The sequence below is a fragment of the Limnothrix sp. PR1529 genome (assembly GCF_002742025.1).
Lineage (GTDB): Bacteria > Cyanobacteriota > Cyanobacteriia > CACIAM-69d > CACIAM-69d > CACIAM-69d.
Map to the genome: position 1 here is coordinate 1 of NZ_LIRO01000063.1, position 14,974 is coordinate 14,974.

The 14,974-nt window shown below is 56.5% G+C and carries 11 protein-coding genes; 3 read left to right on the plus strand and 8 right to left on the minus strand.

Translation table 11 applies throughout. The features are described 5' to 3' along the window. Positions 1-222 precede the first annotated feature (222 nt). The 3 genes from AMR42_RS09895 to petB form a co-directional block, all read right to left on the minus strand. Positions 223-1,377: a sulfate ABC transporter substrate-binding protein gene (locus AMR42_RS09895; protein ID WP_099533291.1), complete on the minus strand. Its 1,155-nt coding sequence runs from the start codon at positions 1,375-1,377 to the stop codon at positions 223-225. A gap of 440 nt (positions 1,378-1,817) precedes the next feature. Beyond that, on the minus strand, positions 1,818-2,300 hold the full coding sequence (petD, locus tag AMR42_RS09900) for a cytochrome b6-f complex subunit IV (protein WP_099533292.1): 483 nt from the start codon (positions 2,298-2,300) through the stop codon (positions 1,818-1,820). Positions 2,301-2,528: 228 nt separating this feature from the next. Further along, on the minus strand, positions 2,529-3,176 hold the full coding sequence (gene petB, locus AMR42_RS09905; RefSeq protein WP_099533293.1) for a cytochrome b6: 648 nt from the start codon (positions 3,174-3,176) through the stop codon (positions 2,529-2,531). 336 nt (positions 3,177-3,512) lie between these two features. Here petB and ctpA point away from each other — a divergent pair, with 336 nt between their 5' ends. After that, positions 3,513-4,766, plus strand: a complete 1,254-nt coding sequence (gene ctpA / locus AMR42_RS09910; RefSeq protein ID WP_099533311.1) for a carboxyl-terminal processing protease CtpA — start codon at positions 3,513-3,515, stop codon at positions 4,764-4,766. 132 nt (positions 4,767-4,898) lie between these two features. Here the strand turns inward: ctpA and AMR42_RS09915 are convergent, their stop codons facing one another. The 5 genes from AMR42_RS09915 to AMR42_RS09935 form a co-directional block, all read right to left on the minus strand. After that, entirely contained in the window at positions 4,899-5,675 is a 777-nt protein-coding gene (locus tag AMR42_RS09915; RefSeq protein ID WP_099533294.1) for a BMC domain-containing protein, read from the minus strand. Between the two features lie 132 nt (positions 5,676-5,807). After that, complete coding sequence (locus AMR42_RS09920; protein WP_099533295.1) at positions 5,808-6,848, minus strand: hypothetical protein; 1,041 nt, start codon at positions 6,846-6,848, stop codon at positions 5,808-5,810. A gap of 39 nt (positions 6,849-6,887) precedes the next feature. Then, entirely contained in the window at positions 6,888-8,873 is a 1,986-nt protein-coding gene (locus AMR42_RS09925) for a ribulose bisphosphate carboxylase small subunit (protein WP_234406933.1), read from the minus strand. Positions 8,874-9,217: 344 nt separating this feature from the next. Beyond that, the gene (locus AMR42_RS09930) at positions 9,218-9,553 is read right to left on the minus strand and encodes a EutN/CcmL family microcompartment protein (protein ID WP_099533297.1); all 336 of its coding nucleotides are present in this window, start codon (positions 9,551-9,553) and stop codon (positions 9,218-9,220) included. A 471-nt stretch (positions 9,554-10,024) separates the two neighbouring features. After that, positions 10,025-10,333 (minus strand): carbon dioxide-concentrating mechanism protein CcmK, encoded by a 309-nt coding sequence (locus AMR42_RS09935; RefSeq protein ID WP_099533298.1) that lies wholly within the window; start codon positions 10,331-10,333, stop codon positions 10,025-10,027. Between the two features lie 943 nt (positions 10,334-11,276). Between AMR42_RS09935 and AMR42_RS09940 the strand changes: the two genes are divergently transcribed. Next, complete coding sequence (locus tag AMR42_RS09940; RefSeq protein ID WP_099533312.1) at positions 11,277-13,130, plus strand: NAD(P)H-quinone oxidoreductase subunit F; 1,854 nt, start codon at positions 11,277-11,279, stop codon at positions 13,128-13,130. 162 nt (positions 13,131-13,292) lie between these two features. After that, a complete protein-coding gene (locus tag AMR42_RS09945) occupies positions 13,293-14,804 on the plus strand; it encodes an NADH-quinone oxidoreductase subunit M (protein WP_099533313.1) in 1,512 nt (503 codons plus the stop codon). The last annotated feature ends 170 nt before the right edge of the window (positions 14,805-14,974 follow it).

Below are 14,974 nucleotides of genomic sequence, written 5' to 3' on the forward strand. Positions count from 1 at the left end.
CACAACACCGTCAGAGAAATCATTCGAGGTCAACACAACACCGTCAGAGAAATCATTCGAGGTCAACATCTTTGCTCACAAGGAAAGGCTGCCTTCGCAAATTCACTCATTTTCGTGAACTTGCAAAAACTGCCTTTGAGTTAACCTCGACATTCTTCAACAAACTAGTCAAGCCACTCCAGAAAGTTAATTACTTTTGATGTTGCTCAAAAGCATCTTTCATTAGCGGTTGGTATAGATTTGATCGAAGATTGCACCCTCATCAAAGAACTTTTTGTTGACGGCATCCCATCCGCCAAAATCATTGACCGTGTAGAGCTTGTTCACCTTGGGGAATTTGTTTTCAAACTCGCGAGCAATGCCGGGATCCACAGGACGGAAGCCAACTTTGGCAAATTCACGTTGGGCTTCTGGGGTAAACAGGAATTTCACGAAGGCTTCTGATACCGCCCGAGTGCCATGGCGGTCAACGTTTTTATCGACCACTGCCACAGGCGTGTCGATCGAAATATTGGTTTGCGGAACCACATAGAACAGGGATTGTTGGCCTTGCAGTCCGGCCAAAATCACTTCGTTTTCATAGTTCAGCAACACATCGCCTTGATTCGCTCGGAAAAACACATCCGACGATTCACGAGCATCCTTAGGCAGCACCGGCACCTTGCGATAAACCTGCCGCACATAGTCCAAGGCTTGTTCTTCGCTGCCACCGGTATGGGAGATCGATCCCCAAAGACCCAGGAAATTCCAGCGAGCCACCCCAGAAGTTTTGGGATTGGCGGTAATGATGCTGACTTCGGGCTTCAGCAAATCTGCCCAATTTCGCACGCCTTTGGGATTGCCCTGACGGGTGACGAACGCAATCACCGATCGCGTCACGATCGCACTATTGGGCGCTTCACTTTCCCAACCGGGGTTAATTAATCCACCCTTTTCGAGGCGCTTGGTGTCTGCGGCCAAGGCCAACGCCACCACGTCCGCTTCTAGACCATCCAAAACCGCGCGCGTTTGGGATCCGGAGCCACCATAGCTGGCGTTAACAACAACATCTTGTCCCTGTTCGCGTTTCCATTTCTCCACGAACAACGGAATGATTTTGTCGTAGGCAGCTCTGGTAACGGCATAGGTCACCAAGGTAATTTCTACAGGCTTGTTCTGGCTAATTTGTAACGGTTGATTTTGGGGAGACGGATTGCCTAGGCGTGCGCTCGCCGCATTGGTGCTGGTGGGCGACAGTGCCAAAACACTGAGTCCGCTGGCCACGGCCAGGGCGATCGATCGCAGGGCTGTGCGGCGGCCAAGGCGCTGGGCCTTTGAGTTCAGGGGGTCGAGCTGTGAGCGAAGAGCTTGCAGGGATTGGAGGAGAGACAATCGCATGGTGCTTGGCTGAAGGGGGGCAGGCTGTTTTTTATAAACCCCGGTATTCCGATCGGCTTTTAGGATTTATTGAGCAAGATGATACTCATGCCCCCAGGGAAAGTCAATCGAATTTGCTCAAAAACGGTCTAAAAATCAGGGAATTCTCAATTAGCTCTGCAAAACGAAAGCCGCCTATCAGTTTGCTAAGCTCAAGACAAGATCTTTAGAATACAAAAACGGAATACAACAACCAAAATAGGCAATTCGGCACTTGAGCTTAAGCCAGCAATAGAAAGATGAAACTAAACAGAAAGCTCAAACCAAGCAAAAATTCAATCAAGAACCCAATCAAAACGGGGCGATCGAACTGAATCGATCGCCCCGTTTGATATCAATGGCAACTGATAGCAACTAATCGCCGCAATCAGTTTCAGCAGTTGTCCAGCAAACCCGCTGCCTTAGAACAGGCCCAAGGTCAGGGACTTGTCGATCGGCATGATTGCGCCGATACCCAACCAGATGGCAAAGGCAGTTCCAAACAGGAACGAAGCCATGGCCACCGGACGACGGAAGGGGTTTTGGAACTTGTTCACGTTCTCAATGAACGGAACCAGCATCAAGCCCAGAGGAATGCCGCCCATGCAGGCGATACCCAACAGCTTGTTCGGCAGAATCCGCAGGATTTGGAACACCGGATACAGGTACCACTCCGGCAGAATTTCCAGCGGCGTGGCAAACGGATCCGCCGGTTCACCCACGATCGCCGGATCCAGCACAGCCAGACCCACCATCAGGGCGAAGGTTCCCAGGATCACCACCGGGAACACATAGAGCAAATCGTTCGGCCAAGCGGGTTCACCGTAGTAGTTGTGACCCATGCCCTTGGCTAGCTTCAGGCGCAAGTTCGGATCGCTCAGATCCGGCTTTTTGAGGATGGACATCGCTAAACGCTTCTCCGTGAAGGGAATTTAAAACGGCAGGTGGGACAAGGGTGGAGCCGGTTGCTCCCTGTGTTCTTTAGTCCGATCCTGAACGATCCTTAAGACCAATCCTGAAGACCAATCCTGAAGACCAATCCTAAAAAAGCTCCCGAGGGAGTTCAAGACGGTGATACACAATTCAACAACCGGCGAATGAGCACCAAGCCAGCCACACCCGGTAGCGCATCTTTAGAGGGGGCCCGAGATCCCTTGCTTGCGGATCATCAGGAAGTGCATCAGCATGAACACGGCGATCATCCAGGGCAGGACGAAGGTGTGCAGGCTGTAGTAGCGAGTGAGGGTGCCTTGGCCAACGCTTTCGCCACCGCGCAGCAGTTCAACAATGGTCGAACCGACGACCGGGATCGCCTCAGGCACGCCGGACACGATCTTCACAGCCCAGTAGCCCACTTGGTCCCAGGGCAGCGAGTAGCCGGTCACACCGAAGGAAACGGTCAACACGGCCAACACCACACCCGTTACCCAGGTCAGTTCGCGGGGCTTTTTGAAACCACCGGTCAGGTACACGCGGAAGACGTGCAGGATCATCATCAGCACCATCATGCTGGCAGACCAGCGGTGGATGGAGCGGATCAGCCAGCCAAAGCTCACGTCGGTCATGAGGTATTGCACCGACGAGAACGCTTCTGCCACGGTGGGCTTGTAGTAGAAGGTCATGGCAAAGCCGGTGGCAAACTGGATCAGGAAACAGACCAGCGTGACACCGCCCAGGCAGTAGAAGATGTTGACGTGGGGCGGAACGTACTTGTCCGTCACGTCGTCGGCGAGTGCTTGGATTTCCAAACGCTCGTCGAACCATTCGTACAGTTTCGACATAGCTGCGGAGTCCCTTGCTGGAAACGGATGAGGCTGAAACTTAAAAATGCATGGCGCTTTTTAAAAAATTTAACACACTGGAAATCCTCCCAACCTGATACGGAGACCCGATCAGTGGTGCGATCGCGCGGAGGGGGGGATTTACTTTGCCTTCGGGAGTGCCTGGCTATGGCGCTGACCCATCCGGGGAGTCCGTAAGCCATTCTCAGGAAGGGGATGGCTCAGGGGGCGATCGCGCCGGGCCGGGTTGTCACTCGACCTCGCAAGTTAAACAATTTTGGGTAGGGTTTGAGGAAGCCCCTTTCAGCAGTTAGGATCGGTTTCATGCTTAAGAATCTGATTCAAAAACCATTTAGGGTTGGACTCCTCCTAGGGTTATGGGTGCTGCTGCTGTGGCTGGGTGGGCCCACCGATCGCGCTTGGGCCATGACCCAGGAGCAAAAGCTGCTGAGTGAAGCATGGCGAATTGTTAACCGCGCTTATATAGACGACACGTTTAATCATCAAAACTGGTGGTGGATTCGTGAAAAGGCGCTGAAAAAGCCCTTGCGCGATCGAACGGAAACCTATGGAGCGATTCAAGAAATGCTGGCGGTCTTGGGGGATCCCTTCACCCGATTCCTGTCGCCGGAGCAATATCGCAGTTTGCAAACCAACACCTCCGGGGAACTGACCGGGGTGGGGTTACAAATCGCGCTCGATCCCGAAACGGGCGCTTTGACGGTGGTGGCTCCCTTGGCGGGTTCACCGGCCGATCGCGCGGGAATTTTGCCCCAGGATCAAATTCTGAGCATTAACGGCATCCCCACCAAGGCCATGAGCTTGGATGAGGCGGCGGAGCGGATGCGCGGCCCCTCGGGCAGTCAGGTGCGATTGCAAATTCAGCGATCGGGGGAACCGGAACCTAAGCACTACGACTTGGTGCGCGATCGCATTGCGATTAATCCGGTAGTGGCGGAGTTGCGGCGCGATCAGGGGCGCAATATTGGCTACCTGCGCCTCAGCCAGTTCAATGGCAACGCAGCGGCGGAAATGGCCGCCGCCATCAAGCAACTGTCGCGACAAGGGGCTGAGGGGTTTGTGCTCGATCTGCGCAATAATCCCGGCGGACTGCTACAGGCGGGCATTGCGATCGCCCGACAATGGATTGATAGCGGGCCGATCGTTTATACGGTAAATCGCCAAGGGGTATTCGACTCCTTCGAGGCCAGCGGCAATGCCCTCACCGACGCGCCGTTGGTGGTGTTGGTGAATCGGGGAACCGCCAGCGCCAGCGAGATTTTGGCCGGGGCATTGCAAGACAGCGGCCGGGCCCAATTGGTGGGCGAACGCACCTTTGGTAAGGGGTTAATTCAATCCCTGTTCGATTTGGCCGACGGCTCCGGATTGGCGGTAACCATCGCTAAATATGAGACCCCATCCCACCGGGATATCAACCAAGCCGGCATTGAGCCGAATCGCCCCATTGATGGCCCACCCCCGCTGCCGATTGGGGATCGATCCGCCCCCGATCGGGTCGATCCCCAATATGATGCGGCGGTGGAAACCCTACTGGCCAACTTGACGGGCACGGTAACGGCCCGTCGCTAAAATCAGCCGCAAAATCAGCCCCTGGCGCAATCATCATGCTCAGGGGCGATTAACTTGGCTATTCAATTTGCAGGTTTTGGCTGGATGCAGATTGGCTTCAATCAGGCAACCATCACGAAACCCAAGCGCGTCCTAAAGGCGCTCCTCAAATCGTTCCAACTGCTGAGGCTCACGCATCGGCAGCTCCACTGGTTCTAAGCGTTGCAGCTCCGGCAGGGCCACCGGTTGCATCACCCGCCGCTCCACTTGATGCAGCTCGATCGGAATCGCCCGACGAGTTTCCACTGTCGCTTGCCAATGTTCCGCCAAGGGCAAGGCCCGTTCCAAGTCTTCCAAGGCGCGGGGAATCACCATCACCGCGTGGAGTTGGCCAATCCGTTCTGCTTCAGCCATGCCAATTTGAATCGCCATGCCCACGTCAGCCACGGAGCCGCGAATGATGGCGGTGCAAAGGCCATCCCCGATCGTCTCGTAGGCGGCCAACCGCACATCGGCTCCCTTGAGCATGGCATCGGCGGCTCCCACCATGGCCGGAAAGCCGACGGTTTCTAATAAGCCCACCGCTTGATTAGCAAACGGGCTGCGGGGCATTTCCGCCAAAGCGTCCCAACTGGGTGGCCGAATCGGCAACACCGCATCCAAGTTAGGCAGCGGCCGCGGAATCACGGTTTTGCCCACCAGTTGCCCAAATTGTCCGGCAGTTTCTGCGCCAGCTTCCACGGCAATTCGCACATCGGCAACGTTGCCCCGCACGATCGCGGTGCAATGGCCGCTACCGGTTTTCTCGAAACCCACCAGGGTCACCCCCGAAGATTTCAGCATCATGTCCGCAGTGCCGACAATTGCCGGAAAACTGCGGGTTGAGACCATGCCGAGGGCAGATTGATTTGCGGGAGTGGCAGCGGTCATCGGAGAAAAGGGAGGGACGCAAGGGGAACGATCGGGGCAATTCGGGGCAATTCAGAACATTGCTGCCTCTATCTTAGGCCTGCCACAGGTTCGGCCCGCCACAGAGATTGGCGCGATCGGGTGAACAGGAACTCAGGGTTCATCCCGATCATCCGCGCCTGGCGAGTGGGCAGAGGGCAGTTGACCGGCTCCATGGGTTCCGTTCAGGGATTGCTGATAGGGAAACATCATGGACAGCAACCGATTCACGTGGCTGCGTCCATAGACTTCCACCTTTTGCTCCACAATTTGATGCTCAGTGGTTTGGGTGACGATCGCGCTTGGGGTGGGCGGCGGCTCGGCCACAGTCGGTGTCGAGGTCAGCGGCTCTGAAGTGGTTGAGGTTGCTGAAGTGCCGGGAAGAATGGCTGGTGTGGCGATCGGGCGCGGCTGAATGGGGCTGACACCGGGAGCCAAACCCGGCGGTGCTTGGTAGGGCACGGGTTCCGGCAAGGGCGGCGCGGCGGGTGGTGCAGGCGGAAAAGGACTTCCGGAAAATCCCGGGCGATAGAAACGGCCACTCCGATCCTGGCGTTCTTCATCGTCCTCATCCCAGGGAGAGGGCAACGGATCGGGCGGGTCATCGGTCACCGGGGCGGTTGGTTGCGGGCTGGGGGCGATCAGGCTCTGGTCGAACTGAGAGGCGGCCGGTAAATCTTCAGCCCTCAAATCTCCCGTATTTAAATTCTTAGCCCCTGGATTTTCAGCCCCTGAATTTCCCGGATTTGAATTTTGAGTTCCTGAATCTCCTAGGTCTGAATCTCCTAGGTCTGAATCTCCTAGGTCTGAATCTCCTAAGTATTGACCCGGCGCAATTCGCTGACCAGGGGCGATCGACTGGTTCAAAACAGTCGTGCTGGGGCCAATGCAAGCCGATCGGCCCACCCGTACCGCGCCAATCAGCAGCACAGCGGCCCCCAGATGGGCCGAGGCTTCCAGGACAATCTGCCCCCCTTGACAGGCATGGACAACTGCGCCCATCCCAATCGTCACGTGGGGGCCGATCGTAATTCGGCTGCCCGGATCCGCCTGTAACAGCACCCCGGGGGCGATCGTCGCCGTTGGATCAAGCGTCACTTCGCCGGAAATCCAGGACTGGCGATCGTCCACCGGATGTAGCGGTTGCAGGGTCATCATGCGGCAGCCGAATAGGGGGATGAGGGCCTCCGGGTCTTAGCGACCGGGACGCTGAACCACTTCTTCGTAAACGCGCTTCTTGGCCGTCGGGTCGATGCCAATCACACGCACGTAGCTTGTGGGGTTATTTGCCAAGCAAGCCGTCAGGGCCGCCAGCACTTGGTTAGCCGAGGAGCCTTCCAGTCCGCCGCAGCTCGTCCAAGCATTAGCCCGGAACCGACGCGCATCGGCATATTCAGCGCCAATTCGGTAGCCTTGGCTGAGGAGCTTTTGAATTTGCTGGGCCACGGCAGCGGGCACGTTTCCGGCACTCACCGGAGCAGAGCCATTGGTGCTGGCCGCCGCAGGAGCACTGAAGCTCACCGCATTGTTGGCCGCTTGCACACCGGGACGCTGAACAATGATTTCAGCGGCGCGGCGCTTGCTGCCGGGTTCCACAGCCACCAAACGCACATAGGCGGTGGCGTGATCGGCCATGCAGGCGCTCAAGGACGAGATCGCCTCCCGTTCCGAAGTGGCTTGCACCGAACCGCAAGTTGTCCAAGCGTTGGCTCGGAAGCGACGCACATCGGCAAATTCCGCCGTGATTTTGCAACCCCGGGCCACCAGTTGCCGAATTTGGGCTGCTGCTTCCGCCGAAATGCCACCCGTAGCCACCGCTGCACCATTGCTGGCAGCGGCTGCCGAAGCACCGGTCACTGCCTTGGCTCCGGAACCATCGGGCCGTTGAATCACCGATTCAAAAACGCGCTTCTTAGCCCGTTTATCAATCCCAATCAGGCGCACATATTCGCCCGCATGGTCGGTCAAGCAGCCTTGGAGCTGGCTCAACACCTGGGACTCGCTGGTGGAGTCGATCGGCTTGCAGCTCGTCCAAGCATTGGCCCGGAAGCGGCGCGGATCCGCATGTTCCGTACCAATTTGGTAGCCCTGGGCTAGCAGTTGGCGCACTTGGGTGGCCAAATCGCCACCAACCGCACCATTGCTGGTCGGAGCTTTGGAGCCGTTGCCGTTGCTGCTCGGTTGGCTGGCTTTGGCGCTGGTGAACGTGCCTTGGCCCACCTTGTCGCCCGGGCGATGGACAACCGATTCATAAACCCGTTTCTTAACCGCAGGATCAATTCCGATCACCCGCACATATTCACCCGCGTGATCACGCAGGCAGCCTTCTAGGGCCGTCAGCACGTCGCTTTCATAGGCCGATCGCGGCAGGGCGCAGCTCGTCCAGGCATTGGCCCGGAAGCGGCGTGCGTCGGCATATTCAGCGCTGACTTGGTATCCCTGAGCCAGCAATTGGCGAACCTGTTGCACCAACTCGGCGCTCAACGTCGTCGTAACCACGGAACCCCCAGAACCTTCAGAACGATAATCTTGAACAGCAGAACCGTTGGCGGGCCAATTGCCCGTCGGGTTGGCGATTGCCCCCTCAGGCCAATGATCCAACCCGGCCAACTGGCGCACAAACTCCCGATCGCGCTCCCGAGCCACTGGCAGCGCATCGGCCTGTTCCTGCGTCAGAATCGTTGAACCCGACGGCACATAACGCCCCGACGGAATTTCCACGTCTTGAATCAGCACATGCATCATCACAATACAGCCATCGCCGACCCGCGCATTAAACACGGTCGATCGAAAGCCAATGAAGCAATCGCTGCCGATGTAGGCGGGGCCATGAATCAGCGCCAGGTGTGATACTGTCGCCGATTCACCAATCCAAACCGCATAATCTTGGCCGTCATCCCCCAACACACAGCCGTCGGCCAACCCATGGATCAACGCTCCATCTTCCACCGATGCCCCCGCACCGATGTGGAACGCTGCGCCCCGATCGGCTCGCACCGATGTGCCTGGCCCCACCCTTGCCCCAGCGGCGATCGTTACTTGACCAACCACATTGGCGAACGGATGAACTTGAGCCGTGGGATGGATGGCGGGCCGCACGGATTGATCGGAAGCCAGTGACTTCCGATCAATAACCGTTCCATTTGCCCCTCGCGATCCCATGCTTAAAACCTCCGTCACGACTTCACTAACAGTTGCTGCGATTCGCTAGCGAATGCTGCAACCAGGAAGCTTCCTACTCAATCGCGGTGCAGGTGGCTGCGTTTGCGACCCAGGCTGGCAGGGCCGAACTGGCTGCCTTCCATGTCGTTGATTTAGATGATCAAGTGACTCCATTGAGTTGACCTGATCGCTAGATCGCCGCATTTCAGTTGCCATTCACCCAAGTTGCCATTCACCCAAGTTGCCATTCACCCAAGTTGCCATGAGTCCCCATTGCCATTAGTCACCTTTAATTGCAAATTCCTGGAACAGACCTAGAAGTAAGTCCCTAGACCATTCCTGGTAACTCCGCACTGGTGACCCTAATTCGGCAACCGGGCATTATTGGGCAACAGCAGCCGGTCTTCATCACTCTTGCTGTACAAGCGCATATTCTCAGCGCTCACGGTGTCGATGATCGCAATGGCCGCCGCGTCAATTGGACGACCTTCGCCCCCCTCCACTTGACGAGCAGCACTGCCCCGGGCCACCAGCACCCATTCATCCATGCCAGCCCCCACCCCGTCAGCCACCACCTCATATTTCGGCGTGAGCTGACCAGCCGCATCGACCAACTGCACTAACAGAAACTTCACACCCCGTAGGCTGGGTTCCTTTTGGGTGCTAACCACCGTGCCGCAGACCCGTGCAATTTGCATAGCAACTGATTCAAACCAGCACTGTGAACGATCGCGAAAACAACAGGCACTTTGAAGCTTTTTTTACGAGGACTCACCCTCAACACTCCTATCCGTTTTAGCCACTGACCTGATCGAAGCGATCGCCTCGATCAGAAAGTTCTAAAAACGCTTTGCAATTCAATAAATTGCATTGTTTCGGAATATCGGGACAAGCACTGACTAACCGACAGTGCGATCGAGTCGTTATCAGACCCAAACAAAAATTTTTGGCCCGTTGGATGAAGTTAGGTCTTAACCAATTTCGATAGGGCGATCGCGTCATGCCAGCGCATTCGGAACCTTGATCTCAACACCAATGGTTTAAGCTCCCCAGTCCCCTGGGGTTTGCCCGCTGATGGAGACGACTGATTCTCATGCTCGATCGCTTAAAAACTGCTGCCCGCTGAAATTGCGTCAAAGCCTAACGCAGCCAACTTCGCGCTTGGATGACTATTCCGAGAACTGTTGCACTGCCTCGGTGTAGCGGATCGGCAGCACATACTCCAGGTTTTCGTGGGGACGGGCAATGATGTGGGTCGAAACCACTTCACCACCGTTCACGCGGCGCACGGATTCCACGCCAGCGGCCACGGAAGCTTGCACTTCCGACACATCGCCACGGACGATTACGGTCACGCGGGCGCTACCAATCTTCTCGTAGCCCACCAAGGTCACCCGAGCGGCCTTCACCATCGCATCAGCGGCTTCCACAACGGCGGGAAAACCACGGGTTTCAATCATTCCGACTGCAATAGGCATTGCCGAACTCCTTATGTTGTGTCGTAAACGCGAATGTTGTAGAACGCCTTGGTTGTTTCCAAGGACGATCGTCCCTGCGCTAGTGCGATCGCGGCATTTATCGTACCCCCCTTGGGGATCTGGCGCTAGCCATTATTTCTCAAGAATTGGAAATAATACGCACGATAGAGCGCGGGTTTTCGTAAAAAACCCACTAAACCCGCGATTCCCCCGCAGAATAGCGTTGACGAACTTCCCAAGCCTAGTTACGGCTCCCTACGCATTAGGCTACAGGGGGCAGCACCTAAGGCAATTCGCCCCGCAACGATTCGTTACGGATTGCTACCTGGGCAGGAATGAACGCTTTACTAACTAGTTTGCCTATTCCCTAGTGTAGTGAAAAGCGTCCCCAATCAGCTTTTTTAATCTCAATCGTTTTGATAACTTGCGGTTAAGCCCTCGTTCGCTTATCAGAAAATCAGAAAAATTAATCCCCCTGCAAAGGAATTGCAAAGTTGATCTCGATTGCCCAAGGCATCCCATCAACGCCTTTGCATGACCTTTGCATGAAATGATCAAAAACATTGGATCATCGTCTTCAACGTTGATATCCTCCCCAGCCTAAAGGCGTAGGGATTCCGGCCCTAACCGAACAACCGAAGTTGCTCGACTAGACCATGGGGTCAAAATACCCGATCGCCCTGGGCGCAATTCCCTTGGCAGCGGCACGAACCCCGCTACAGGGGATGCCAAACTGAGGATCGCAGAGGATCAAAACCGATCCAATCCCTTGCTAGGCTTAACGATGGCCGGCCAACTTGCCGTCTGTTTTGCGTCTGATTGTTTTTAGCTCTATTGCTGGCTATTGCTGGCTTTTTCGCCTGATTGCGCCTTTTTGCGCCTTTTTAAATTTTCCTGTTCACCCTTACCTTGAACGCGATCGCCCATGACCGCCTTACCCCCTCTGACTCAATGGCTGGTGCAAACCGTCTGGCTTGTGCCGGCCTATGGCTTGATTGGGGCGTTGATGACCCTGCCTTGGGCCACGGGAACCATCCGACGCACGGGGCCCCGGCCCGCCGCCTACATCAACCTATTGATGACGATTTTGGCCGCCATCCACGGCGGTTGGCTGTTTCGGGAGTTTTGGGGTCAGGAGGCGCAATACCTCAGTTTTAATTGGCTGGAGGTGGCGGATTTCAAGCTCTCCTTTGTCTTGGAGGTTTCGCCGGTCAGTTTGGGGGCCATGGAGCTGGTCACGGGGCTGAGTTTGGTGGCGCAGGTCTACTCTCTGGGTTACCTGGAAAAGGACTGGGGCTTAGCGCGATTCTTCGCCATGATGGGCTTTTTTGAAGGGGCCATGAGCGGCTTAGCGATTAGCGATTCTTTGCTGTTGAGCTACTGCCTGCTAGAGATGCTGACCCTTTCCACCTATCTGATCGTGGGCTATTGGTATGCACAGCCCTTGGCCGTTACAGGGGCCCGCGATGCTTTTCTGACCAAGCGGGTGGGGGATATTTTGCTGCTGATGGGGACATTGGCCCTTTCGACCCTCAGCGGCAGTTTGAATTTTTCGGACTTGGCGGATTGGGCCCAAACGGCTCAGTTAACGGACTGGCAAGCGGGTTTGCTGGCGATCGCCCTCATTGCGGGGCCCACGGGCAAATGTGCCCAATTTCCGCTGCACCTGTGGCTGGACGAAGCCATGGAAGGGCCCAATCCAGCTTCCCTGATGCGGAATTCGATCGTGGTGGCCTGTGGAGCCTATGTGCTGATTAAGCTGGCTCCGGTGTTGGCCCTGTCGCCCTTGGGGTCGGCGATTCCCATTGCCTTGGGAACCATGACGGCGATCGGGGCTTCGTTGGTGGGAATTGCCCAAATTGACCTGAAGCGGGCCCTGTCCCACACCACCAGCGCCTATCTGGGGTTGGTGTTCATTGCGGTGGGGTTGCAACAAACGGATGTGGCGTTGCTGTTGCTGCTGACCCATGCGATCGCGAAGGCGGCTCTGTTCACCAGCATTGGCGGTGTCATTCTGAACACCAGCACCCAAGACATGACCCAAATGGGCGGCCTGTGGTCAAAAATGCCCGTTTCGACTATGGCTTTTGTGGCTGGCTCCATGGGAATGGTCGCCCTGTTGCCCTTGGGATCCTTTTGGGCCATGGAGCGGTGGCTCAGTGAGCCAGCCATGCCCAGTTGGTCGATCGCGGTGGTCTTGTTGGTGAATGGCTTAACGGCACTGAACTTGGCCCGGGTGTTTGGGCTGGTGTTTGGTGGCTCCACACAACCCAAAACTCGCCGGGCCCCGGAGGTGGGCTGGACTATGGCCGTGCCGATCGTGTCCTCGATCGTCCTGACCCTGTTGGTTCCCTTGATGTTGGAGCGGTGGCAGCTGCTGTTAACCCGGGTGGGAATGCTGCAATTTCCGATCACAGAAACGATCGCCCTGGTGACTTCGGCGGCCCTGGGCGCGGCGATCGGGATTGCCATCTATAGCTTCGGGGCCGTGGCGCGGCCGGTGAAGTTGCCGATTCCAGCCCTACAAGATTTGTTGGCCTACGACTTTTATATCGATCGAATCTATCGGTTCACCATTGCCCTCGTGGTGGGGGCGGCGGCCCGGTTCACGGCCTGGATCGATCGCTACGTCATTGACGGCCTGGTGAATTTGGTCGGGGTAGCGGCCCTATTTGGTGGCGAGGGCTTGAAATACAGCACCTCTGGCCAATCCCAAGGCTACGTTTTGGTGGTGCTGATCAGCGTCAGCATGATGGTGGTCTTGGCTGGATGGTCTTTGGCGCAACTGTGGTTCTAGGAACCCAATGGGCAAGAAACGGAAGATTCAGAAGCGAATAGCAGGCGAGTCACGGGCGAGCCACGGGCCAATAAACGGCTGATTGATGGCTGAGATAGATGATTGGTTGCTGATGATTGGTTGCTGATGATTGATGGCTGAGACAGAGAGGCAAAAACTGTGCTGCTGAGTTTGTTGGTTTGGATTCCCATTGTCGGCGCGATCGCGATCGCCCTTTGGCCCGGCAAAGTCAACGCCACCCAGGCCCGCCAGGCGGCCATCTTGAACTGGATTGGCCTAACGATTATTACCGGGGTGATCGTGACCCAATTTGACCCCGGCACCGATCGCCTGTCCCTGGTTGAATCCTTCCCCTGGATCGATCGACTCGGCCTCAGCTACAGCCTCGCCATTGATGGCCTGTCCTTCCCGCTGGTGGTGCTCAACACCATGCTGGTCGGCATCGCCATCTTCAGCACCAACGAAGCCATCAACCGCCCCCGGTTTTACTACAGCCTGCTGTTGTTACTCACCAGCGGTGTATATGGAGCTTTCCTAGCCCAAGACCTGCTGCTGTTCTTCCTGTTCTATGAACTAGAACTCATCCCGCTCTATTTCCTAATTGCCATTTGGGGCGGGGCCCGGCGCGGCTATGCGGCCACCAAATTTTTGATCTACACGGCCGTTTCTGGAATCTTGATCTTGGCCGCCTTCCTAGGATTAGCCAGCGCCGCCGGTTTCAGCACCTTTGGCTATGAACCCCTGCGGGAATTTGCGATCGCCCAAGCCACCGCCCCCGAATCCCTCTTGCCTGCCGCGTCCCAACTCTTGCTGCTGGCGCTGCTCGTGGTGGGCTTTGGCATCAAAATTCCCCTGGTTCCTCTCCATACCTGGCTGCCCGATGCCCACGTGGAAGCCTCCACACCCATCTCCGTTCTGCTAGCCGGTGTGCTGCTGAAGCTGGGAACCTATGGCTTAATCCGGTTTGGGTTGGGCATGTTCCCCGAAGCCTGGACCCAAATTGCACCTTGGATGGCCGCCTGGGCCGTGGTGAGCGTGCTCTATGGTTCCTTTGCCGCCATTTCCGAAGGCATCGCCAATGGGGACATGAAACGCTTGGTCGCCTACAGTTCCGTGGGGCACATGGGCTTTATTTTGCTGGCGGCGGCAGCGGCCACCCCCGTCAGCCTCATGGGTGCGGAATTTCAGATGGTGGCCCATGGCTTGATTTCTGGCCTGTTGTTTCTGCTGGTGGGGATTGTTTATAAAAAGGTGGGTACTCGCCAACTGAGCGCCCTCAGCGGGTTGTTTAATCCCCAACGGGGGTTGCCGGTGGTGGGGTCGTTGATGGTGTTGGGGGTGATGGCCAGCAGTGGCATTCCCGGAATGGCGGGCTTCATTGCGGAGTTTTTGATCTTCCGAGGCAGCTTCCCCACCTATCCGATCTATACCTTGCTCTGCATGGTTGGCACGGGGCTAACGGCGGTCTATTTCCTGATTTTGCTGAATCAGTCATTTTTTGGGCGGCTGACGGAGCGGGTGGCCAATTTGCCCTCGGTGAGTTGGCTCGATCGGGCCCCGGCCATTGCCTTGGCTGTCCCGATCGCCCTGTTTGGTCTGCAACCCAGTTGGCTGGCCTACTGGAGCGAGCCGGTCACCACCGCGATCGCCCTAGCGGCCCATCACAGTCCCTAAATAATCACCGCTTCAGGCCCCGTTTCAGGGCTTGGCACTGCCCGATCGCCCGTCATCACCCCCGCGATCGGGCACGAACATCACCAACCGCCGGCCAATTCTGATTGCTCCTTTGGCATCCTCATATAATCAGATCATCAGAATTGTCAGTTCCCAGAATTCAAACTACG